Source organism: Arthrobacter sp. BF1 (genome assembly GCF_056680215.1).
In genome coordinates this window covers 3,149,062-3,172,910 of record NZ_CM155271.1, presented here as the reverse complement: position 1 = coordinate 3,172,910, position 23,849 = coordinate 3,149,062, and the positions used below count along the sequence as shown (strand labels likewise).

Annotated in this window: 19 protein-coding genes; 16 read left to right on the top strand and 3 right to left on the bottom strand. The window is 65.6% G+C overall.

The annotated features are described in order from the left end of the window. Position 1: 1 nt before the first annotated feature. Positions 2-1,384 (bottom strand): dihydrolipoyl dehydrogenase family protein, encoded by a 1,383-nt coding sequence (locus tag AC1MCD_RS14885; protein ID WP_498673026.1) that lies wholly within the window; start codon positions 1,382-1,384, stop codon positions 2-4. 636 nt (positions 1,385-2,020) lie between these two features. Here AC1MCD_RS14885 and AC1MCD_RS14880 point away from each other — a divergent pair. From AC1MCD_RS14880 to AC1MCD_RS14860, 5 genes are read left to right on the top strand one after another with little or no spacing between them, the layout of a single operon-like run. Further along, complete coding sequence (locus tag AC1MCD_RS14880) at positions 2,021-2,497, top strand: hypothetical protein (protein WP_498673025.1); 477 nt, start codon at positions 2,021-2,023, stop codon at positions 2,495-2,497. Between the two features lie 2 nt (positions 2,498-2,499). After that, entirely contained in the window at positions 2,500-3,837 is a 1,338-nt protein-coding gene (locus AC1MCD_RS14875) for a glycosyltransferase family 2 protein (RefSeq protein WP_498673024.1), read from the top strand. A gap of 19 nt (positions 3,838-3,856) precedes the next feature. Next, the gene (locus tag AC1MCD_RS14870; protein WP_498673023.1) at positions 3,857-5,632 is read left to right on the top strand and encodes a polysaccharide deacetylase family protein; all 1,776 of its coding nucleotides are present in this window, start codon (positions 3,857-3,859) and stop codon (positions 5,630-5,632) included. Positions 5,633-5,688: 56 nt separating this feature from the next. Then, on the top strand, positions 5,689-7,473 hold the full coding sequence (locus AC1MCD_RS14865; protein ID WP_498673022.1) for a polysaccharide deacetylase family protein: 1,785 nt from the start codon (positions 5,689-5,691) through the stop codon (positions 7,471-7,473). 21 nt (positions 7,474-7,494) lie between these two features. Continuing rightward, positions 7,495-9,189, top strand: coding sequence for an endo-1,4-beta-xylanase (locus AC1MCD_RS14860; RefSeq protein WP_498673021.1), 1,695 nt, complete (start codon positions 7,495-7,497; stop codon positions 9,187-9,189). A gap of 38 nt (positions 9,190-9,227) precedes the next feature. Here the strand turns inward: AC1MCD_RS14860 and rarD are convergent, their stop codons facing one another. Next, positions 9,228-10,265 (bottom strand): EamA family transporter RarD, encoded by a 1,038-nt coding sequence (rarD, locus tag AC1MCD_RS14855; RefSeq protein WP_498673020.1) that lies wholly within the window; start codon positions 10,263-10,265, stop codon positions 9,228-9,230. An 84-nt stretch (positions 10,266-10,349) separates the two neighbouring features. Between rarD and AC1MCD_RS14850 the strand changes: the two genes are divergently transcribed. From AC1MCD_RS14850 to AC1MCD_RS14820, 7 genes are all read left to right on the top strand, one after another. Continuing rightward, a complete protein-coding gene (locus AC1MCD_RS14850; RefSeq protein WP_498673019.1) occupies positions 10,350-11,348 on the top strand; it encodes a DNA topoisomerase IB in 999 nt (332 codons plus the stop codon). A 155-nt stretch (positions 11,349-11,503) separates the two neighbouring features. Next, positions 11,504-12,961, top strand: coding sequence for an FAD-dependent oxidoreductase (locus AC1MCD_RS14845; RefSeq protein ID WP_498673018.1), 1,458 nt, complete (start codon positions 11,504-11,506; stop codon positions 12,959-12,961). A 118-nt stretch (positions 12,962-13,079) separates the two neighbouring features. Next, entirely contained in the window at positions 13,080-14,489 is a 1,410-nt protein-coding gene (locus AC1MCD_RS14840) for a helix-turn-helix domain-containing protein (RefSeq protein WP_498673017.1), read from the top strand. A gap of 142 nt (positions 14,490-14,631) precedes the next feature. Beyond that, complete coding sequence (gene exaC, locus AC1MCD_RS14835) at positions 14,632-16,158, top strand: acetaldehyde dehydrogenase ExaC (RefSeq protein WP_498673016.1); 1,527 nt, start codon at positions 14,632-14,634, stop codon at positions 16,156-16,158. A 76-nt stretch (positions 16,159-16,234) separates the two neighbouring features. Continuing rightward, the gene (gene adhP / locus AC1MCD_RS14830) at positions 16,235-17,257 is read left to right on the top strand and encodes an alcohol dehydrogenase AdhP (RefSeq protein ID WP_498673015.1); all 1,023 of its coding nucleotides are present in this window, start codon (positions 16,235-16,237) and stop codon (positions 17,255-17,257) included. Further along, positions 17,257-17,664, top strand: a complete 408-nt coding sequence (locus AC1MCD_RS14825; RefSeq protein ID WP_498673014.1) for a DUF779 domain-containing protein — start codon at positions 17,257-17,259, stop codon at positions 17,662-17,664. Before adhP ends, AC1MCD_RS14825 begins: the two co-directional genes overlap by 1 nt. 147 nt (positions 17,665-17,811) lie before the next feature. Next, complete coding sequence (locus AC1MCD_RS14820) at positions 17,812-19,359, top strand: amino acid permease (protein WP_498673013.1); 1,548 nt, start codon at positions 17,812-17,814, stop codon at positions 19,357-19,359. Between the two features lie 96 nt (positions 19,360-19,455). On the opposite strand, the gene AC1MCD_RS14815 is transcribed toward AC1MCD_RS14820, so the two are convergent. Continuing rightward, on the bottom strand, positions 19,456-20,091 hold the full coding sequence (locus AC1MCD_RS14815) for a DUF2461 domain-containing protein (RefSeq protein WP_498673012.1): 636 nt from the start codon (positions 20,089-20,091) through the stop codon (positions 19,456-19,458). A gap of 263 nt (positions 20,092-20,354) precedes the next feature. Between AC1MCD_RS14815 and AC1MCD_RS14810 the strand changes: the two genes are divergently transcribed. The 4 genes from AC1MCD_RS14810 to AC1MCD_RS14795 all read left to right on the top strand — a co-directional run bounded on the left by AC1MCD_RS14810 (position 20,355) and on the right by AC1MCD_RS14795 (position 23,806). Then, complete coding sequence (locus tag AC1MCD_RS14810) at positions 20,355-21,344, top strand: ABC transporter substrate-binding protein (RefSeq protein ID WP_498673011.1); 990 nt, start codon at positions 20,355-20,357, stop codon at positions 21,342-21,344. A gap of 68 nt (positions 21,345-21,412) precedes the next feature. Beyond that, positions 21,413-22,183: an ABC transporter permease gene (locus AC1MCD_RS14805; RefSeq protein WP_498678364.1), complete on the top strand. Its 771-nt coding sequence runs from the start codon at positions 21,413-21,415 to the stop codon at positions 22,181-22,183. Then, positions 22,180-22,953 (top strand): ABC transporter permease, encoded by a 774-nt coding sequence (locus AC1MCD_RS14800; protein ID WP_190987407.1) that lies wholly within the window; start codon positions 22,180-22,182, stop codon positions 22,951-22,953. The genes AC1MCD_RS14805 and AC1MCD_RS14800 overlap by 4 nt, the downstream gene beginning before the upstream one ends. Further along, positions 22,943-23,806: an ABC transporter ATP-binding protein gene (locus AC1MCD_RS14795; RefSeq protein WP_498673010.1), complete on the top strand. Its 864-nt coding sequence runs from the start codon at positions 22,943-22,945 to the stop codon at positions 23,804-23,806. The genes AC1MCD_RS14800 and AC1MCD_RS14795 overlap by 11 nt, the downstream gene beginning before the upstream one ends. Positions 23,807-23,849 lie beyond the last annotated feature (43 nt).

Here is a 23,849-nt window from a genome sequence, read left to right as displayed (position 1 = left end):
GCTACTCCAGGAAGGCATCGCTGAACAGCAGCTGGAGCCCCTCGGCCATGGTGGGGTGGGTGATCACGGCATCGCGCACGTTCTGGTAGCGCAGGCCGCCCAGCATCGCCATCTGCACCACAGCGGTGACCTCGCTGGCCTCGGCGCTGAGCAGCGCGGCGCCCAGGATCAGATCGGTGTCACGGTCGACGACGGCCTTCCAGACGCCGTCGAGCTCGCCCATGGTGCGGGCCCGCGGAATGGCGGAAACGGGCATCCGGGCAATCCGCACGTTGTAACCGGCCGCCCGTGCTTCAGACTCGGTCAGGCCGACGCGGCCCAGCTCGGGCGTGATGAACACGGCGTACGGAATTAGCCGGTCCGTGGTGCTGAGGTCGCCGCCGGCCAGGTTGGCTATGAGGATGCGGTAGTCGTTCCAGGACGCGTGGGTGAACTGCGGGGAGCCGGCTACATCCCCGGCTGCCCACACACCGTCGGCAGTTGTGCGGAGGTGCTGGTCCACTGCCACGAACCCGCCGGGCGCCAGGTCGACGCCGGTCTTCTCCAGTCCCAGCCTTGCCGTGACAGGAGCGCGCCCCAGCGCCACCAGAATGTCCTTCGCGGTGACGGTGGCGCCGTCGGACAGGACCACCGTGACCGTGCCGTCGGCCGCGCGGGTGACTTTCGTGGCCTCAACGCCGAGACGCATCTCGATGCCATCGCGCCGGAAGACCTCCCCGACAGCTCCGCCCACGTCGGCGTCCTCACGGCCCAACAGGTGCGCCCCGCGGTGAACGACGGTGACACGGACGCCCATGAGATGCAGCATCGACGCATATTCCGCGCCGACGTAGCCGCCCCCGAGGACCACCATGCTGCGCGGCAGTTCCTCGAGCCGAAGGATGCTCTCGCTGGTCAGGACGCCGGCACCCGCAAGACCGCTAATGGGTGGCAAAGCAGGAACCATGCCGGTGTTGATGACTACGTTGGTTCCGCTGATGGTGCGGGTGCCCCCGCCGTCGAGGGCCACTTCCACGGTGCGTTCTGCCACGAACCTGGCCTCGCCGATCACCAGGTCCATTCCGGAGCCGAGGAACGCCTGACGCTGCCCGGCCACCATGGTGCCCACCACGTCATCCTTACGGTGGCGCAGCCGGGTGACGTCAACGGCGGGGGACTCGGCGCCGGTGATGCCGAATTCGGCGGCTCGGCGCATGGTTTTCAGGAGCCGGGCGCTGTGGACCAGGGTTTTGGTGGGGATGCAGGCCACGTTGATGCACGTGCCGCCGATCATGCCGCGTTCCACCATGGCGACGCTCTGGCCGGCCGCGGCCAGGTCCATGGCCAGGGACTTTCCTGCCTTGCCGCCGCCGACAACGAGCAGGTCCACGTTATGGGGCTTCATTGAGCTTGGCCCTCTTCCTTGCCGAAGAATTTTTGCCTGCCACCGTCAGCGTACCCGCGTGTGAGAGAGAGAAAAAAGGCACCCCCGACGCCGGCGTGGAGCTGTTTTTCCGGTGTCCTGATGGCACGCCAAGGGGGAGCTACCTAACGCCCGCAAGGGGCAAGTACCTAATACCCCCACCCTGGTCACGGGCAATTACCTAACTCCCGGCCTCTGCGAGGCGCTTTCCGTAAGTACCCCCAAGAATCTTTTAGAGTACCGGCTACTCGTGTTTGGCGTCTGGAACGGTACGTAACTTGGACTTACCAACGGGCCGGGTATGCAGCTCCTGGAAGGCCCAACTCTGAGGAGACTCGGCATGAAACCCCTCCATACTATCGAAGCCCTGGAGACGAGATTGGGGATCGCCGACGCCACCGCCTGCCTGATCCGTCGCCTCCCGGCCTCGCAAAGTGGAGCTCCGTTCCCACTCTTTCCGTGTCAACTACCGGCCACAGACGCTGCCGTCCGAAGCCGCCTGATGACAGGGACTTCCACCGACACAGGGTACTTCGACGCCGGCCTGGCTACGCTCCCGGCGCAGAACCGACGCCCCAACGCTAGTGACAACATCTTGCTCGAGACAGGGGAAATGCAATGACTCAGCTTTCAACGGGAAATGAGAGCGTCACCCTGATCGCACAGGCTACCTTCGGCCGGGATAGCGCCATGTTCGAGGGCCTGCTCGGATTCGTGGCACAGCTGAGCGTGGTGCTGTGGGCCCTGGTGTTCCTGACCGTGGTGGTGCGCTTCGTCGGCGTCGGGATGTACCGGCGCGGGGCCCGCCGTCGCGCCGCCCGCGCGACTCTGGCCGAGGCCCTGGGCACGGGCGCAGCCGTTCCGGCCGCAGCCGTGCCGGCGATCACGGCTGTTGTGGACCTGGTCCAGCCGGCCGCCGTCCAGCTGAGCGACGCCGTCGCGAATACTTTCGGCGAGGTCCTGCAGCCGGCCGAGGCGCCTGCCGCAGTCGCCGGGTCCGTGAATGTGCAGGGCCGCGGGCACCGCAACTGGCGCTCCGAGACCCATACCACCGCGCACCTGCCCGCACTCGCCTCCAACTCCCCTGAGGCGTGAGCATGGACATAGCGCTCGTGATCTTCTGGCTGTTCGCCGGTGTCAGCATCCTCTACGTCGTGCACTTCGGCCTGTATCTGGTGGGTGCCAACTTCTACGACATCTGGCAGCAGCGGCGGAAGGGGAGGGACGTCCGGCACTCCGTCGGGTACGAGGCAGAATGTGCCGCGACGGCCACCTGGACGCGCCGGGCCCTCGCTGAGGTGCCCGGGCTGGTCTCCGTCGTCGTCGCCGCCCATAACGAGGAGTCGGTGATTGTCCGGACGCTCGACTCCATCCGGCGCAGCACCTACCGCTCCTTCGAGGTCATCGTCGCGGACGACGCGTCCACGGACCTCACCGGTCGGCTGGCCCGCGACTACCAGGTGCGTCACCCCGAGATGGACCTGCGCATCGTGCGGATGCGCAAGAACGTCGGCAAGGGCGCGGCGCTCAACGCGGCGCTTCGCCGGCACGCGCGCGGCCAGTTCGTGATGACGCTCGACGCCGACTCGATCATCGGGCGGGACGCCATCACGAACGCGCTGTCCTACTTCGAAGACCCGTACGTGGCCGGTGTCGCCGCCAATGTACAGATCCTGGATGAGACGACGGTGCTCGGGATCCTGCAGCGCTTCGAGCACATGATCGGCTACCGCTCGAAGAAGCTCTACTCGCTGCTGACTTGTGAGTTCGTGGTGGGTGGAGTGGCCTCCACCTATCGGATGCGGGTGCTGCGCAAGGTCGGCTTCTACGACACGGACACCGTGACCGAGGACATCGGCCTGAGCGCGAAGATCACTAACCTGGGCAACCGGCGCTTCCGCGTGGTCTATGGGGCTGACGTGGTGGCGAAGACCGAGGGCGTGCTCACGCTCCGTGCCTTGGCGAAGCAGCGCTACCGCTGGAAGTACGGCAGCCTCCAGAACCTCATCAAGTACCACGGCATGATTCTCAACCCGAGTCGCCGGTACACCGGCACGTTGACTTACTACCGGATGCCGATGGCCGTGCTCAGCGAGTTCACGCTGCTCGTCTCGCCCCTGGCCTGGACATACGCGGTCTACTGGTCGCTGGTCACGCAGACGCCCGCCCTGATACTTGGTGCCTACGCGACCATCACCGCGTACACACTGCTGACCGTGTGGATGGATGAGAACCTGACCGCACGTGAACGTGTTCGGCTGTCCATTTACGCGCCGACGGCGTACTTCCTGTTCTACATCATGGACCTGGTGCAACTGACGGCGGCAGTTCGCTGCATCGCGCGCTCACGCGGCCTGTTCCGGCGTCCCAAGATCAACACCTGGAAGTCGCCGCAGCGAGCCGGCAGCAGCGTGCTGGTGGCAGCTCGTGCGTAAACGCCGGTGGATTCTCCGTGTGCTGCTGAATCCACTCGTGGTCATCACTGTGGTGGTCGCCCTGATCACCGGCGGGTGGCTGCTGTACACCGGCGGGAAGAACAGCATCGCGCAGGCGCGGCCCGGCGCGAACCTTCTCCCCACGCTCGTTGCGACGACGGCAGGTGCGGCGGCGGCGTCCGTCCCTTCGGCCCCCGCCGCCCCCCTGGGTGGTTGGACCGTCCGCCACAGCGGGGACGCCCTGACCTCGATGGAGCTGGTCAACGGGCAGGTGAGCGGCCAGGCGCTGGAGCTCGACATCAGCCAATACGCCACGGGCGATGTCACCCTGACGAGCCCCCGGGTCAATGTCGAGCCGGGCAAGACCTACCTGTTCAAGGCGTTCACCAGCAGCGACGCCGACTTCACGCTGCTGGCCCGCAAGTACCATGCGGACGGCAGCGCAACTTTGGAGCAACTGCGGAACCCCCTCGAGCGGCCGGGCAATACCCCGTTCACCGTGAGCGACGCGTTCGATAGCGGAACCACGACGACGGCGGTGGAGTATCTCTTCCGGCTTTCATCGAAGGCCACCGTCCGGGTCGAGGGCGCCTACCTCGAGGCGGCGGACGACGTCCGGCTGCCGCCCGCACCGACGGCAGGCCCGAACGTCATCCCCAACCCAGGACTCGCCGGTCCCCAGCCGAGCGCACCGGACCTCTGGTCCCCGTACTCCTCCGGGGCGTCCACCGTGGAATCCGGGCGCGGCAAGGACGACGGCGGGGGCTACCTCTGGACCCGCATCTCGAACTACCAGAACGGCGAGGCGAAGTGGCAGTACCAGCCGATCCCGGTGACCACCGACCGGTACTTCGAGTTCGCCGCGACCTACCAGTCCGAGCGCGAGGTGGACGTTGTGGCTGAGTTCGAGCTCTCGGCCGGTGGGCGCGCGTTCCGCAACCTGGAGACGGTGCCCCCGGCGGGAGAGTGGACAACCATCAGGGAGGCGTTCCAGGTTCCCGACGGGGCGAAGACGGCGATGGTCACCCTGGTGTCTCACCGTGATGGCACCACACGCGTCCGGGGCTACTCCCTGACCGACGTCACCAAGCCGGGCCCCCTCCGCTGGGACAAGCCCATGGTCTCGATTTCGTTCGACGACGGCTGGCAGTCTGTGTACGACCGTGCCCTGCCCCTGCTGAACAAGCACGGCTTCCGGTCCACCCAGTACGTCAACGCCAGCGCCATCGAGACGCCGAACTTCATGACGGCCGCCGAGGTGCAGCAGATGCACGACGCCGGACATGAGTTCGCCGCACACAGCTACGAACACGTCGATCTCACCTCGATCGGCACCGACAGGCTGGACGAGGAGCTGCGGAAGAGTGAGGAAGCGCTGGCGGCGGCCGGCCTCAGCACGGACAACCTGGCACCTCCGTACGGACGGTCCGACTCCCAGGTCGACTGGTACGCGAGCAAGTACTTCGACATCGTGCGCGGGACCGACGATGGCCTCAACACCCGGCAGAACCTCGACCCGCACGATCTGAAGGTCTTCTACGTCACCGACGAGACCACCCCGGACAAGCTGGCAGAAGCGCTCGCCGAGACGTCCCGGGTGAACGGCTGGCTCATCCTCGTCTACCACCAGATCTCGACCCCCCAGTCCACCGGCACCCAGGAGACCGGCACCATCGCGGCGGACCGGAGCACCATCACCAGCGACGTCCTTGACGCCCAGCTGCAACTCGTCGACCAAAGCGGCATCCAAGTCCTGCCTGTCGCGCAGGCGTTCAAGCAGTTGCAGGGCCCGTAATCACCATTCGGCTGTGTCACCCGGCGCTGTCGGCCACCCGAAGAACGGAGAATCTCATGACCAGAATCAGATCCAGCTTGGCGCGGGGGCGCGCCAGGCTCGTGGCCCTCGGAGCGGTGGCGGCCATGGCCACCGCACTGCTGTCCCCAACGGCCGCGTTCGCCGCCGTGGACAACCCGGCCCCGACTCCGCTGGTGTCCTTCACCTTCGACGATGGCCAGGCCAGCGCGCTCACGCAGGCGGCGCCCACACTGCAGAAATACGGACTGACCGGCACCAACTACGTGATCACGAACTGCGTCGGCATGACAACCGTGCCAAACACGTGCCGGGCCAACACTGATGTGCCGTATATGACGTGGGCCCAGATCACGCAGCTGCAGAACACCTACGGCTGGGAGATCGGGTCCCATACGGTGGATCATCAGTGCCTCGTGAGCGTCGGCAACGACTGCCAGGCCACCAAGCTGACAGCCGCCCAGCTGACCGCCGAGCTGGCCAACAGCAAGGCCGCGCTGGTAGCCAACGGCTTCAACCCGACCGCGTTCGCACCGCCGTACGGCGACTACGACATGTCCGCGGTCGCCCAGGTGGCCAAGTACTACAGCTCCATGCGCGGCTTCGCCGACACTGGCAACAACCCGTGGCCGCTCGGTGACTACCTGCTCCGCGACGTCCCGGTCCAGGAGGTCACCACCCCGGTGGCCAACCTGAAGGCCCAAGTGGACGCGGCAATCGCGAACAAACAATGGGTCATCTTTACCTTCCACGACATCAGGCCGAACCCGAGCCAGGTCCCGGACGACTACGAGTACGGCACTGCCGAACTTGACCAGCTGGCAGCCTACGTCAAGACCAAGGTCACGGCCGGGCAGATCAAGAACGTCAACGTCAGCAAGGGCCTCGTGAACGGCACCCCCAACAAGATGCCGAACCCCACGTTCAACAACGGCCTGGGTGACGGCTGGCGGACCGACGCCCCGGCGACCATCACGGCGGACGCGGCGAACAACGGCAGCTACCCCGACTCCGCCAAGGCGGTGAAGCTGGTCTCGGGGGCCGCGACGGGTCATCTGTTCTCCCCGACCGTCCCGGTGACGCCGACCACCAATTACATGTTCAAGGCCTTCCTCAACGTGGCTGCGATTACCACCGGGGAGGTGGGGTTCTACGTCGACGAGTACAACGCCGCCGGACAGTGGATCTCCGGGCAGTTCCGCAAGCGGGAGAACTCGCGGTGGGTGGAGTCGATGAACTTCACCTACACGCCGAGCTCCACCAATGTGGCCTCGGCGAGCCTGCAGGTCTGGGTGACCGGAACCGGCATCACGGCCTATGTGGACAACGTGCAGATGCTGGCGCTCGGCGCGGAGGCCACTCCGCCGCCGGCGTCCAACCTCGTCGCCAACGGCACCTTCGACGCCGGCATCAGCTCGGGCTGGACAACCGATTCGGCCACCACCATCTTGGCGGACGCCGCCAATCACGGTAGCCCGGCCAACCCGGTCAACTCGGTGAAGGCGACGGCCACCACGGCGAACAAGCACCTGTTCTCCCCGCAGGTCGCGGTGACAGCCGGTACCTACAAGATCGCCAGCTACCTCAACGTCGCGGCGCGAACCAGCGGTGAGGTGGGCTTCTACATCGACGAGTACAACGCCGCAGGTCAGTGGATCTCCGGGCAGTATAAGCTCGGCGTAACGGCCGCCGGCGTGACCAACGTTGACCTGACGTACTCGCCCAGCACCACTTCGGTTGCCAAGGCGAGCCTGCAGGTTATCGTCCAAGGCAACTCGGGACTGCAGGCGTACTTCGACGACGTCCGCTGGACCAAGCCCTAACGACCAGGAAGAGGAGACAGGATGGCCGGGCGCACGCACTCACGAATGGTGGTACTGGCGTCCGGCCTTCTTGTTGTCCTCGGCGGCTGCTCCTCACCCGAACCAACACCGAAGCCAGATGTGAATGTCGACCTGTTACACGAGAACTGGCAGGACACCCCGGGCGTGACGGCGGGCAGCAACGGCCTGCAGGTTACCGCCACCGCCAGGCGCATCGTCGAGCAGAACGGCGGGGGAGGCCAGCCGAACCCGCCGCTCAACCTGGCCGGCACACACCTGGTAGTCAACGGGGATTTCACCCTCAGCGCGACGTTCGCCGACGTGACCGCGGACGCGTCATGGGCGCTGTACGACCGGCCCCCGGTGATCGCGGACGAGTTCCGCGTCGAGCCGGCGGGCCTGCGGCTCACCCTCCAGGGCGCTGACCTGGAGATCGCCGTCTTTGACGGCACCCAGAAGAAAGACATGACGCAGCCTGTCCCCGTGCACGACGAGCACGTGACGGTGAGCGACCCGAAAGCGCCGCTCTCGGTGCACCGGTCCGGGGACACGCTGACGGTTGCCAGCGGCGGGCACACCCTCGCCTCGCTGCCCCTCGGAAAGGTGTTCTCCTCCGGGAAGCTGTGGCTCGGATTATCGAGCGATTCCGGGGCCTTCGACGTCACCTCCCTCACGGCGGCTGCACCGGAGAGCGCCGGCCTGCGAACGTCGGGGGTCGCGGTCTCCGACGGCCAGTCGTCGGCCGACGGCCTGCAGGCGCTGGCCGCCAGAACCCGTCCGGACTTCAAGATCGGTGCGGCCGTGGCGCTCGGTCCGCTCGCCTCGGACGCGGACTACGCGCGGGAGCTCGTGGGCAACTTCGGCTCAGTCACGCCGGAGAACGCCATGAAGCCGCAGTTCCTCTCTCCGCAGCAGGGTGTCTACACCTTTGAGGAGGCCGACGCGATCCTGGCGATCGCCGAAAGTAAGGGCATGACTGTGCACGGCCACACCATCGCCTTCACCGAGGCCATGCCGCGCTGGATGCAGGAGCTGCCCAGCGGCACGGATGCGGAGCGCAAGTCCAGCGCCACCGCGCTGCTGGACTACGTCAACACCGTGGTGACGCACTTCAAGGGGCGGCTCGCCTCGCTGGACGTCGTCAACGAGCCCTTCGACGTCGATCAGGGCACCAGCCTCCAGCAGAACACCTGGTACCGCGTCTTCGGGCCCGGCTACCCGGCGGTGGTCTCCAATGCGGTCTACGACGCCGATCCGGACGTCAAGCAGTTCATCAACGAGAACGGGGCCGATGTGCCGGGCCGCCGCCAGGACGCCCTGCTCAAGCTGGCGCTCGACACCAACACCCAGGGCGGCCACATCTACGGCGTCGGCCTCCAGGCACACATCTATGACCTCAACACCGACGCCATTCCGCCTGCACAGCTTTCCAAGACGCTCGCCACCTTCGACGCGGCCGGTCTCCGTGTGCGTATCTCGGAGAACGATGTCACGGACGACCATGGCAAGGACGCCCAGGCAGAGCAGTACGCCTCGGTGCTGGCCACCTGCCTGAGCTCGCGTGCCTGCGTCTCCTACACGACGTGGGGCGTCGACAACCGCTACAACTGGGCCATCGACGACGCCGGCAGCCTGCAGCAGGGCCACGACTTCCTGTTCGACGACGGGAAGCCAAGGCCCGCGTACGACGCCATGCGGCGTGCGCTGGGTGGCTGACCGCCGGGTCGCCGGGTCGCCACCCGAGCAGGGCCCTCCTACTGCCGGGCGAGCCGTTTAGCGGCCGAGTTCTTCCCGGCCGTCCGCAGCATGTCCACCGTCAGGACCAGCAGGGCCAGCCACACCACCCCAAAACCGATCCAGCGGTCCGGCGTCATGGCCTCCTTGAAGACCAGCAGCGCCACGACAAACTGCAGCATGGGCGCCACGTACTGAAGCAGCCCGATGGTGGTCAACGGAAGCCTGCGGGCCGAAGCGCCGAAGAACAACAGCGGCACTGCCGTGAGCACGCCTGAAGCCGCGAGGAGCCAAAAATGACCCGGGCCCTGGGTGGCGAGGGTGGCCGAGCCACTCAGGCCGAGGAACACCATGGTGGCCCCGGCCAGGGGAGCCAGCACCATGGTCTCGACGCTGAGGCTTGTCACCGCATCCACTTTGCGGCCAACGCGGTTCTTCACGAACCCGTACAGGCCGAAACTGAAGGCCAGAATCAGGGCGATCCACGGAAGTTTGCCGTAGCTCACCGTGAGCACAGCCACGGCAACAAAGCCGATTCCGACGGCGGCCCACTGCAGGGTGCGCAGCTTTTCCTTGAGGAAAATCACGCCGAGGAGGACGGAGACAAGGGGGTTGATGAAGTATCCGAGGGAGGCTTCGACAGCCTGGCCGGTGGTCACGCCGTACGTGTACGTGAGCCAGTTGACGGCGATGAGGGCACTGGCGATGGCCAGTGCGCCGAAGACGGAACGGTCGCGGAAGGCATTGCCCAGGGCGCGCCAGGACCGCGTGACCGTGATCAGTGCTACGCAGAAAAGCAGCGACCACACCACACGGTTGGCCACGATCTCCACCGCCCCGGCCGGCAGCAGCGCAAAGAAGTACAACGGGAGCAGCCCCCACAGCCCGTAGGCGCCGAAGCCGAACAGGATTCCCGCCGTCGTTTCCTTGTCCACGGACTTCGGCCCTGGGGCATTCGGACCGGGCGCTGCCGACCCGCCCGCAGGCTTTCCCGCAGCCCTGAGGTTGGTGGCTTTGGTGGCGGGGGTGGGACCGTGGGGAGTAGGCACGTCTCCCATAACATCATGCTCCGGGCGGGTATTCCGCCAAATCATCAGTAGGCTTGCCTTTATGGAATGGACGAACCGGCAGGATGCCACGCCATGAGGCTTCGGCGCAGTAACGCCAACGGTCGCGGCTACCGGCGCGTGGCCGCGGGGACGGGCTTCAGCTACCGCGACCTGGACGGCTCCACCTTGCCGCCCGGGCCCATCCGGGACCGGCTCGAAAGCATCGGGATCCCGCCGGCCTGGAAGGATGTTTGGATCGCACCGTTCGAGAACGGGCACATCCAGGCAACGGGCGAGGATGCCGTGGGGCGGCGGCAGTACATCTATCATCCGGTGTGGCGTGAGCGGAAAGACCGGGTGAAGTTCGATCGTGCCCTGCAGCTGGCGGAGTCCTTGCCCGCCGCCCGCCGGCTGGTCACCCTTGACCTGCGCAGCGACGGCGTTGGCCGGGAGCGCGTCCTCGCGGCGGCGTTCCGGATGCTGGACAGCGGTTCCCTTCGGGTGGGCTCGGAGCGGTACACCAACGAGAACGGCAGCCGCGGCCTGGCCACCCTGCTGTGCGCGCACGTCCACGTCCGCAAGGAATCCCTGGAGCTGAGATTCCCGGCCAAGAGCGGCAAGGACTGGGAATCCGTAATCCATGACGCCGACCTTGCCGCCCTGGTGCGGACGCTCAAGCGCCGCGGTGGTAACGCCCGCCTGCTGGCCTACAAGAACGGGCGCAGCTGGCATCCGGTGACCAGTGCCGAGATCAACGGCTACGTCAAGGAGCGCACGGGCTTGGACTTCACGGCCAAGGACTTCAGGACTCTGCGCGGGACCGTAGCGGCTGCCGTCAGCCTGGCGCGCAGCGGGCCACAGGAAAAGGTGGCGGCGCGGAAGCGCGCCATCAGCATGGCCATGGAGGAGGCGGCATCGGTGCTGGGGAACACGCCGTCGATCGCCCGCAAAAGCTACGTTGACCCCCGGCTGCTGGACCACTTTGCCGCGGGGGAGACCATCGATCCCCACCGGGTACAGTCAGCCGAGTCCGAGCTCCGCGCGCTGCTTTACCGGGAGGGTGACGTGGTGCCGCTGCAAAAGAGCGGTTAGGCAGGTCCCCGGGAGCGGCGGTCCGCCTTGCGCAACCCGCCTGACACGATCCGCGCCCGGGCACATTTAGAATAGGGGCACTGTGTGCAACCCGCACTGTGCACATTCTGCATTGTGCGCTTCGGCGCAATCTCCTCGTTCCAGAAGGGCTCCCGGTGTCCAACCCAGGCGAAACCACCTCCAAGCGTCCACTCCGTGTCGCCATCGTCGGCGCCGGACCGGCCGGGGTGTATGCGGCGGACATCCTGACCAAGTCCAACGGCGTCAAGGACGGCGATTTCGAGGTCAGCATCGACCTGTTCGAGGCATACCCGGCGCCTTACGGCCTGATCCGCTACGGGGTGGCCCCTGACCATCCGCGCATCAAGGGCATCGTGAACGCCCTGCACAAGGTCCTGGACCGCGGCGACATCCGGTTCCTCGGCAACGTCACCTACGGCCGCGACCTCACCCTGCATGACTTCCGCGCCTTCTACGACGCCGTGATCTTCTCCACCGGCGCCATCAAGGACGCGGACTTGCCCATCCCCGGCATCGACCTGGCCAGTTCTTTCGGCGGGGCGGACTTTGTGTCCTGGTACGACGGCCACCCCGATGTGCCTCGCGAGTGGCCGCTGGACGCCAAGGAGATCGCCGTGATCGGCAACGGTAACGTAGCCCTGGATGTCGCCCGGATGCTGGTTAAGCACGCCGATGAACTGCTCACCACGGAGATCCCGGACAACGTCTACGCTGGCCTGAAGAATTCGCCCGTCACGGACGTCCACGTCTTCGGCCGCCGCGGCCCCGCCCAGGTGAAGTTCACCCCGCTGGAGCTGCGCGAACTGAGCCACATGAAGGACGTGGACATTGTGCTGTACCCGGAGGACTTCGAGTTCGACGAAGCCTCCGATGACGCCATCCGCAGCAACAACCAGATCAAAACCATGGTGAACACCCTCACCAACTGGCTGGTGGAAGAGCATGCGGAGGCGGAGGAACCATCCTCCCGCCGCCTGCACCTGCATTTCCTGCACAGCCCGGTCGAAATATCCGGGAGCGAGGGCACCGACGGCGGGTCCGGCCGCGTGGCCGGCATCAAGTTCGAGCGGATGGAGCTCGACGGAACCGGCAACGTCAAGGGAACCGGGGAGTTTGTGGACTACCCGGTCCAGGCCGTGTACCGGGCCATCGGCTACCACGGCTCGCCGCTGGACGAACTGGAATACGACGCCAAACGCGGCGTGATCCCCAACGAGGGCGGCCGGGTCCTGGATTCCGCGGGCAACCCCGTGCCGGGGATCTACGCCACCGGCTGGATCAAACGCGGGCCGGTAGGCCTGATCGGCCATACCAAGGGTGACGCCCTGGAGACCATCGGTTTCCTGCTGGAGGACCGGCTCACGCTGCCCCCCGCCCAGAACCCGGACCCCCAAGCCATCATCGACCTCCTGGAATCACGCGGCATCGAGTACACAACGTGGGAGGGCTGGATCAAGCTGGACGCGCACGAAGCGGCCCTCGGTGCCGAGTGGTCGGAAGGCGGATCCGGCACCGAGGGGACTGCCGCCGTCGTGCGTGAACGCATCAAGGTCGTCCCGCGCGAGGAAATGATCAACATTTCCCGCGCCTGAGACTCCACGGTCTTTGAAGACACACCGCGGCCCCACGTCTACGAGCGCTATGCCGAACTCCGCGACCGGACAGAAAGCTGGGCAAGCCACTAGACTGTGCAGCACCGAGGGGAGTTCGATGAGGAACCTTATCCAGCCACCGGCAGCTGGCAGTGAACTGCTAGCGGTGGCCCAGCGGCATGCCCTGGCCGCCCACGAGCAGCTGGACGCACGCGCTTTTCCGCTGGCGCCGGAACTCCCCGGCCTGCGCGAGCTCATCCGGGAATCCTGGCAGCGATCGGCACGGTTGAAGGCCAACCCTGACAACCCCGAAGCCCCTCTTGCCCTGGACACCGACGAGCTCGAGGAATACCGGCGGCAGCACCCCCTGGCCAGCATCATGCCCGTGATCCACAAGCTCCTGGTCCAGCCCAGCCACGACAGCGGCCTGCTCGTTGCCGTCGGCGATGAGGTTGGCCGGCTGCTCTGGGTGGAAGGCGATCCGGCCCTGCAGCGCCGCGCCGAAGGCATGATGTTCGTCCCGGGAGCCGACTGGTCCGAGGCCACTGTGGGGACCAGCGCCCCCGGAACTGCCCTGGCGCTGGGCCGTGGGATCCAGATTTCCGGGGCGGAGCACTACCAGCGGTCCGTGCACGCCTGGAGCTGCACCGCCGTCCCGTTCCACGATCCGGATTCCGGCGCGCTGCTGGGCGTTGTGGACATCACGGGCAAAGCCACTGCCGTGGCGCCCCACACGCTGTCGCTCGTTGAAGCCACCGTCGCTGCCGCGCAGGCGCAGCTCCGTGTTGAGCGGCTGCAGCTGGCGGCGACCCTTGCCAGCCGGCCGGCCCGACGGCGGAACGCCGGCACCGCGTCAGGGTCACGGTCGGCCGTGCCGGGTTCGGCGCGGGCCGGGGGAGCGGGCACCGGTGGTGTGAAGGAAGGCAGCCTCTACCGCAACAGCCTGCAGCTCCTGGGCCGCGACCAGGCGTTGCTCAGCATCGAAGGAAAAACGGTGGCGCTGTCCGCCCGGCACAGTGAAATCCTCGCCCTCCTCAGCACGCACCCGGGCGGCCTGAGCGCCGACGAACTCTCTGTGCTGCTCTACCCGGGAGACGGGTCCACCATGACCCTCCGCGCCGAAATGGTCCGGCTGCGCAAGATCCTGCATCAGCTCAACCCGGCCGCCGTCCCCGAATCCCGGCCCTACAAACTCAGCATGGACCTGGTCCCGGACAGCGGCCAGGTGCTCAGCTGCCTCCAGCGCGGGGCTCACCGGATCGCCCTGGAAATCTACCGCGGCGCCCTGCTGCCGCGATCCGAGGCGCCGGGCATCATTGACCTGCGCGACAGGGTCTCCTCGCTCATGCGCGAAGCGGTGCTGACTGACGGCAGTGCCGAGACGCTGCTCAAGTACGCTGCCCTCCCGGAGGCAAGGGACGACGTCGACGTCCGGACTGCCGCCCTGAAACTGCTGCCGCCGCGCTCGCCTAAGCGGGCCGCCGTCGTCGCCGATCTTGAGCGGCTGGAAGCCGAACTGAGCGCCTAAACGGCGCGCCGCCGTCGCACTCCACTCCCGACGTGAGCTGGATCACTTAGTTGCAACCTGCCTGCAACCTTCTCTCTCCTACGCTGAATCCAACGGCGGCCCCAGTATCAAGGCCACCTCATGCACAGCAAAGGAGCTAGCAATGACTGTTTACGCACAGCCCGGTACCGAGGGTTCGAAGGTCACGCTCAAGGACCGCTACGAGAACTGGATCGGCGGCGAGTGGGTAGCCCCCGTCAAGGGCCAGTACTTCGAGAACATCACCCCCGTCACCGGCAAGGTCTTCTGCGAGGTCGCCCGCGGAACCGCCGAGGACATCGAACTGGCGCTGGACGCGGCGCACAAGGTTGCGCCGTCGTGGGGCAAGACCTCCGTTGCCGAGCGTGCAGCCATCCTGAACAAGATCGCAGACCGGATCGATGAAAACCTGGAGATGCTTGCGGTCGCCGAATCGTGGGACAACGGCAAGCCCATCCGTGAAACCCTCAACGCGGACATGCCGCTGGCCGCGGACCACTTCCGCTACTTCGCCTCCGCCGTCCGTGCCCAGGAAGGCCGGCTGTCGCAGCTCGACGACGACACCACCGCCTACCACTACCACGAGCCCCTCGGCGTCGTCGGCCAGATCATCCCGTGGAACTTCCCCATCCTGATGGCGGTCTGGAAGCTGGCCCCTGCGCTGGCAGCCGGCAACGCCGTGGTCCTCAAGCCGGCCGAGCAGACGCCGTCGTCCATCCTCGTCCTGATGGAACTCATCGGTGACCTCCTTCCCGCCGGTGTGCTGAACGTGGTGAACGGCTTCGGCGTCGAAGCAGGCAAGCCGCTGGCCTCCAGCCCCCGCATCCGTAAGATCGCCTTCACGGGTGAAACCACCACCGGCCGGCTCATCAGCCAGTACGCCAGCCAGAACCTCATCCCGGTCACCCTGGAACTCGGCGGCAAGAGCCCGAACATCTTCTTCAACGATGTTGCCGCCGATACCAGCGACGCCTTCTACGACAAGGCGCAGGAGGGCTTCGCGCTCTTCGCCTTCAACCAGGGCGAAGTCTGCACCTGCCCGTCCCGCGCCCTGGTCCAGGAGGACATCTACGACTCCTTTATGGCCGATGCCATCGCCCGGGTGGGGAAGATGATCCAGGGCAACCCGCTCGACACCGAAACACAGGTGGGCGCGCAGGCCTCCAACGACCAGCTCGAAAAGATCCTCTCCTACATCGACATCGGCAAGCAGGAGGGCGCCAAGGTGCTCATCGGCGGCGGCCGCGCGGAGCTTCCCGGCGACCTGGCCGGCGGCTACTACGTCCAGCCCACCGTCTTCGAGGGCCACAACAAGATGCGGATCTTCCAGGAAGAGATCTTCGGCCCGGTGGTTTCGGTGACAAAGTTCAGCGACTACAACGACGCCATGGGCATCGCCAACGACACCCTCTACGGCCTCGGCGCCGGCGTCTGGTCCCGCAACGGCAACGTTGCGTACCGGGCAGGCCGCGAAATCCAGGCAGGCCGTGTCTGGGTCAACAACTACCACGCCTACCCGGCAGGTGCCGCGTTCGGCGGCTACAAGTCCTCAGGCATCGGGCGTGAAAACCACTCCATGATGCTGGACCACTACCAGCAGACCAAGAACCTCCTGGTCAGCTACAACGAGAACAAGCTCGGCTTCTTCTAAGCCCGGCCCGGGGCGGGCGGCCTCAGGGCCGCCCGCAACCCACTATCACCGCTACAACGACGCAAGGATTTCGCCAATGACGACGACAATGCAAGCTGCAGTAGTAACCGAATTCGGCAAGGACCTCCAAATCAAGGACGTCACCCTTCCCTCGCCAGGTCCGGGGGAAGCCCTCGTCAAGGTGCTCACCACCGGGGTCTGCCATACGGACCTTCACGCGGCGGAAGGCGACTGGCCGGTCAAGCCGACGCCGCCGTTCATTCCCGGCCATGAGGGCGTGGGTGAAGTCGTGGCCCTGGGTGATGGCGTCACCGACCTCGCTGTTGGCGACCTGGTCGGCAACGCCTGGCTCTGGTCCGCCTGCGGCGACTGCCAGTACTGCCGCACCGGCTGGGAAACCCTTTGTGAGGAGCAGAAGAACGCCGGCTACAGCGTGGACGGCTCGTTCGGCGAGTACATGCTGGTGGATTCGCGCTTCGCGGCGCGCATCCCTGCCGGCTCGGACCCCGTGGAGGTGGCGCCGGTTCTTTGCGCTGGCGTCACGGTCTACAAGGGCCTGAAAATGACCGAGGCCAGACCTGGCCAGTGGGTCACCATCTCCGGCATTGGCGGCCTGGGGCACATCGCCGTCCAGTACGCGGTTGCCATGGGACTGCGGGTTGCTGCCGTGGACATAGCGGACGACAAGCTCGCCCTGGCCAAATCCCACGGCGCCGAACTGACGGTCAACGCCCTGCACGAAGATCCTGTTGAAGTCATCCAGCGTGAAACCGGAGGTTGCCATGGAGTCCTTGTCACCGCAGTGCACCCGTCCGCTTTCGGACAGGCGATCGGCATGGCACGCAGGGGCGGGACGATTGTGTTCAACGGCCTGCCGCCGGGCGACTTCCCGGCGCCGATCTTCGAGATTGTGCTCAAGGGCCTGACCGTCCGTGGTTCGATCGTCGGTACCAGGCAGGACCTGGAGGAAGCGCTGGATTTCTACGCACAGGGCAAGATCCATCCCACTGTTTCGGTACGGGAGCTCGGTGAAATCAACGCAGTCCTTGACGAAATGAAGCATGCGAAGATCGACGGCCGCGTGGTGCTGAGGTTCTGATGCCCAACAATCGGCTCGACGCCGCAGTGACGCTGCCCGGGGAGGATTTCTCCCGGGTGGCACTCACCGCGGAGTCCGTGGAACTCCTGCGAGCGCTTTGGCTGAAGCACGGGCCGCTGATGTTCCACCAGTCCGGTGGCTGCTGCGACGGCTCCTCACCCATGTGCTACCCCGCCGGCGAGTTCATCACCGGTGATTCTGACGTGCTGCTGGGGCTCTTCGATATCTCGGACGGGCTCAAGCCGGAGCCGCTGGAGTTCTGGATGTCCCGGGAGCAGTTCGAGTATTGGAGCCACACGCACCTGACAATCGACGTTGTGCCAGGCAGGGGGAGCGGCTTTTCGGTGGAAGCGCCCGAAGGCAAACGCTTCCTGATCCGGTCCACCCTGATGGACTGGCCCGTCTGAACTGCGCCCTTAAGGCCCGGCCTGATCTTCAGGCCGGGCCTTCCGTTTGTCACCGGCGTCTCAGTATTTGGTACAACTATGACCGTCCAGTGGGCGGACACTACCATTGATAAGTCCCTTTCCGCCACAAGCCAGGATTCACTACTTATGAACCTTCTCCGGACCAAATCCATCGAGCAGTCCATCGCCGACGCCGATGAACCCGGACGCAAGCTCAAGCGGTCACTCAGCACCTGGGACCTGATGATCATGGGTGTCGCGGTGGCAGTCGGTGCCGGCATCTTCTCGGTGGGCGCCAAGGCCGCGGCCAACTTCGCCGGGCCGGCCGTGACGGTCTCATTCGCCATTGCCGCCGTAACGTGCGCCCTGGCCATCATGTGCTATGCCGAGTTCGCCACCGCCATTCCCGTCGCCGGGTCAGCGTACGTTTTTACCTACGCCACCATGGGCGAGCTGCTCGCGTGGATCATCGGCTGGAACCTCATCCTGGAACTGTTCACCGCAGCGGCAGTTATTGCCAAGTACTGGGGCATCTACCTCAGCAAGGTCTTCGCGCTGATGGGAGCCGACGTGCCGCCGGCCCTCTCGATCGGCGGTGTGGACCTCTACTGGGGCGCTTTCCTGATTGTTGCCATCTTCACCGTCCTCCTGGTGCTGGGCACCAAGCTCTCGGCCCGCGTGGGGAACGTCTTCACGCTGATCAAGATCGCCGTGGTGCTGTTTGTGATCGTGGTGGGCTTCAGCTACGTGAAATTCGAGAACTACAGCCCGTTCGTCCCGGCTGCGGAGCCCACTGGCGGCGGCGCCGCTGACGTTCTCAAGCAGTCCTTCTTCGGATTCCTCACCGGCGCTGCGCCGGCCCAGTACGGCACGCTTGGTGTCTTCGCCGGTGCGGCCCTGGTGTTCTTCGCCTTCATTGGCTTCGACGTGGTGGCAACCTCCGCCGAGGAAGTGAAGAACCCGCAGAAGACCCTGCCGCGCGGAATCTTCGGCGGCCTCGCCGTGGTGACCCTGCTCTACATCCTGGTGTCCCTTGCCCTGACCGGCATGGTTTCCTACACCGACCTCGCGGCGGCGGAGAACCCCACTCTCACCACCGCGTTCGAAGCCGTCGGCAACACCACCGCTGCCAAGGTCATTGCGTTCGGCTCCCTGATCGGCCTCACCACCGTCATCATGGTGCTGCTGATGGGACTGTCCCGTGTGGTGCTGGCGATGAGCCGCGACGGACTGCTGCCGCGGTCCCTCTCCAAGACCAGTGATAAGCGTTCGACGCCGGTCCGCCTCCAGATCATCTGCGGCGCTGCCGTGGCACTCGTGGCCGGCCTGACCAACGTGGACCTGCTCGAAGAGATGATCAACATCGGCACCCTGTCCGCGTTTGTGATGGTCAGCCTGGGCATCCTGGTGCTGCGCAAGAAGCGTCCCGATCTCAAGCCGTCCTTCCGGGTGCCGTTCGGAAAGGTCCTGCCGGTGGTTTCCGCCGTGCTGTGCCTGTATCTGATGACAAACCTGGCGGTGGAAACCTGGATGTTCTTCGCCGGCTGGCTGGTCATTGGCATCATCATCTACTTCGCTTACGGCCAGAGGCACTCCCGCCTGAACGAAAAGTTCGCTGCGGCCAAGTCTGCGGTGGACGGCGGGAAATCCAGCGCCCAAGTCGCAACGGCGGATGAGACGCACGCGCGCCGCTAAGCCGGACGGCCGCAAGGCAAAGACGGTGACCGCGGCCTGCCGGACGCCATGGAACCGGCAGCGCGGTGACCAGCCTGTGGCGCGCGGGCCCCGCTGTCACGGGGCGGCGTGCCGCCCCACCCAGTCGACAAGGGGCCGCAACTGTTCCCACAACGTGGCGATCTCCTGTACGGCAGCCGGTGACGAGATCCACTCCGGCTGGCCCAGGTTGGTGCCGGCGGAGAGCGATTTGTGCTTGAGCAGTTCCGCCCGGGGATGCGCCCGGTCGTAACCGCGCGGCACGGTCTTTAGTTTCTCGCCCTCCACCGAAAAGCCTGCGGCAGCTATGCCGTCCACGATGTGCCGCAGTGATTCACCGGTGCCCGATGCGTCCACCGAATTCCGGAACCTCGCCAGCTGCGCCGGGGTATGGGAATGGTAGCCGCCGCCCACGAGCAGTCCGTCCGCGCTCACCTGGAGGTAGAAACCCACGCCTTCCTGGGCCGACGCGAAGGCGCCTTGGGCGGTTTTGTACGGTGACTTGTCCTGGGAGAACCTGACGTCCCGGTTGGGCCGGAAAATCTTCGCGGGACCGAACCGTGGTTCCAGTTCGGCCAGGAGGGCGATGAGCGGATCCCGGACCAGGGTGGTGTAGCTGTCCTTGTGCTCCTGCCACCACTGCCGGTTGTTGTTGTCCTCAAGCTCGGCGTAGAACGCGAATGCCCCTGCGGGGATGCCCTGAAATGTACTCATGCAGTGATCCTAGGCAGGGTACCGGGCTCCAGCCAGAGCCAGCCGCTTCTATGTGGAAAGCGTCACTTGCAGCCACAAACTTGCGGAAAAACGGGCCCCTGTCCACCATGCGGTTGCTTACGTATCATGAGGATAACAATGGGCCGATCTGGTTGACCCTTCAACGTCTGGTGGCGGAGACTGTCTTTGAACGTCTGTTCGGACTGCGAACAGGGTTGGCTTGGGGGCGTCTCACTCCCATGCAGAATCACAAAGGAGTGAACATGAATCGTCGTAGTGTCATCGCCGTGCTTGCCGCAGCATCCGTCCTGGGCCTCTCTGCCTGCGGGTCCGGTTCGCCGAGCTCCACCGGCGGTGGAACTTCCACGGCAGGTTCGACCGGAAGCACGGAACTGACAAAAGTCAGTGTCGGGGTCATTCCCATCGTCGACTGCGCACCGATCTTCCTGGGCGACAAGCAGGGGTTCTTCAAGGACGAGGGCCTGCAGCTGGACATCCAGACGGCCACCGGCGGCGCAGCAATCGTCCCCGGCGTGGTCAGCGGCAGCTTTGACTTCGCGTTCTCCAACCTCATCTCGGTCATGGTGGCCAAGGACAAAGGCCTCGACCTGAAGTTCGTCGCCAACGGCGCATCCACCACCGGTGAAAAGGGCAAGGACATCGGCGGCGTTGTGGTCCCGGCCGGTTCGAGTGTCCAGTCCGCGAAGGACCTCGCCGGCAAGACTGTCTCGGTGAACAACCTCTCCAACATCGGCGACACCACCATCAAGTCCATCATCGAAAAGGACGGCGGCGATCCCGGCAGCGTGAAGTTTGTTGAGGTGGCCTTCCCGGACGCCCCGGCTGCCCTGGCTAACAAGCAGGTGGACGCAGCGTGGATCCTGGAGCCCTTCCTTTCCAAGGCCGTGTCCGAAGGGGGCAAGATCGTCTCCTCGAACTTCGTTGAGATGAGCCCGGAACTGGACATTGCCGGGTACTTCACGAAGACCGACACCGTCAAGGGCAAGGCCGAGCTGACGGCGAAGTTCACCCGTGCCATGAACAAGTCCCTCGAGTACGCCCAGGCGCACCCGCAGGATGTCCGGGACATCGTGGGGACCTACACCAAGATCGATGAAGCCACCCGCGCCAAGATGATCCTGCCGCGCTACCGCGTGGAATTCAACAAGGATGCGTTCAAGACCCTCGGCGACGCCGCCGCCAAGTACGGCACGCTGACCAAGGCTCCGAACGCAGGCGACCTCCTCCCGTGAGTGCAGACGCTCCAACCTCCGGCGGTCCCGTCTCCGGTGCGGGACGGGACCGCCGGCAGGTCCGCAAGTTGCCGGTAAAGCAGCTGCTTGGCCTGGCAGGGATCCTGGGATTCCTGGGCACGTGGGAGCTCATTCCGCGGCTGGGCATCATCAATGAACGGTTTCTCCCGCCGGCCAGCGAGGTTATTGTCGCGCTGGTGCGGGACTTCGGCCTGACAGCCTTCTGGATCTCAGTCGTTGAAACCATGACGGCCTGGTTCCTGGGCCTGGTGATCGCAGTGGCCCTGGCCGTGCTGCTGGGCTTTGTCATCGGCTCCAGCGACTTCCTGCGCAAGGCCACGAACTCCACAGTGGAATTCCTGCGCCCCATCCCTTCCGTGGCGCTCATTCCGCTGGCGGTGCTGCTCTTCGGTGTGAAGATCGAATCGTCGCTCATGCTGATTACCTATGCCGCCTTCTGGCAGGTCCTGATCCAGGTCCTCTACGGGGTGGCCGACATCGACATGGTGGCCAACAACACCGCCAAGACCTACGGACTGGGCCGGATGGCGCGGATCCGGTACGTCGTTTTCCCTACGGCCCTGCCCTACCTGATGACAGGCGTCCGCCTCGCCGCCACAGTGGCACTGGTCCTGGCCATCACGGCCGAACTGGTGATCGGTTCTCCGGGCCTCGGCCGTGAAATTGCGCTCGCCCAGTCCGGCGGCGCCATCTCGGGCATGTATGCCCTGGTGCTTGCCACCGGCCTGATTGGAGTGCTGATCAACGCGGTGATGCGGTTCATCGAGAAGAAGACCCTGTCCTGGCACTCCTCCGTCCGTTCCGAGGTGATCGTATGAAACCACTGAAGACCCTCGGCTACGTTCTGGCGCTGCCGGTCCTGCTGGTCCTGCTCTGGTGGGCCTCAACCCTCGGCGCAGTGAACTTCTTCGTCCCCACCCCCGCAACGCTGGTCGCCAAGTTCGGCGAGGTCTGGTTCGGCCCACGCTTCTTCAGCGACGTGCTGCCCAGCCTTGGACGGCTCCTGGTAGGCGTGGTCGCGGCAATCATCATCGGCGTCGTCGGCGGCGTCCTGATCGGCTCGGTCAAATGGCTCCGGGCGCTGTTGGAGCCCACACTGGAATTCTTCCGTGCCATCCCGCCGCCTGTCCTGGTCCCGGTTCTGATCCTGCTGATGGGCATTACGGATTCCATGAAGGTGGCGGTGATCATTTCGGGCTGTGTCTGGCCGGTCCTGCTGAACACCATCGAAGGCGTCCGTGCCGTGGACGGGGTCCTCTCAGATTCGGCACACACCTACGGCATCGACGGCTGGGCCCGCGTCCGATACCTGGTGCTGCCCTCGGCCAGCCCGCAGATCATGGCCGGCGTGCGCCAGTCACTGTCCCTGGGGCTGATCCTGATGGTGATCTCCGAAATGTTCGCCTCGTCCTCGGGGCTTGGCTTTACCATCGTCCAGTTCCAGCGGTCTTTCGCCATCCCGGAAATGTGGTCCGGCATTGTGGTGCTCGGCCTGCTGGGGGTGGCCATGTCGTTCATCTTCCAGTGGGCCGAGCGGAACATCCTGCGCTGGTACCACGGCCAGAAAGAGGTAGAAAATGCAGCCTGACGCAACCCCGGCGCCAGCCGGGAAGACCCTGCCGTCCGGGAAGACCCTGCCGGAGGCGATGCTTTCGGTCCGCGGGCTGAAGAAGGTGTACCAGACCGACGGCGGTGACATCGAGGCGGTGCGCAACCTGACCTTCGACCTGCGCGCCGGCGAACTGGCCTGCCTCGTGGGTCCCTCCGGCTCCGGCAAGACGACGCTCCTGAAGTGCATCTCCGGGCTGATGGCCCCCACCGAGGGCGAGGTGCTCCTGGACGGCAAACGCGTCTCTGGCCCGCCGAAGAAGATGGCCGTGGTCTTCCAGGAATACGGCCGGTCCCTGTTCCCTTGGATGCGCGTCCGGGAAAATGTGGAGCTGCCGCTGAAGAACCAGGGGGTGGCCAAGGCCGAACGCGACCGGCTCGTGGACGAGGCACTCGAGGCCGTGGGCCTGGCCCACGTCCCGCGCTCCTACCCGTGGCAGCTGTCCGGCGGCATGCAGCAGCGCGTGGCAATTGCCCGGGCCATCGCCTACCAGCCCGAGGTGCTGCTGATGGACGAGCCGTTTGCCGCTGTGGACGCGCAGACCCGTGCGGATCTGGAGGACCTGATCCGCACGATCTGGAAGAAGTTCGGGGTGACAGTGCTCTTCGTGACCCACGACATCGACGAATCCGTCTACCTCGGCGAACGCGTCATTATCCTGTCTTCCTCGCCCACCGTGGTTCAGGAGGACATCGTGATCGATCTCCCGGTGGACCGCGATCAGTTGGAGACCCGGTCGTTGCCCCGTTTCACCGAGCTTCGCCACCACGTCTACGAACAGATCCAGCTCGCGAAGAAGGGCCACCGCCCCGCCGCGGCAGGCACAAACTAAGCAAAACACCCCGCCACGGACAATCCGTGGCGGGGTGTTCAGG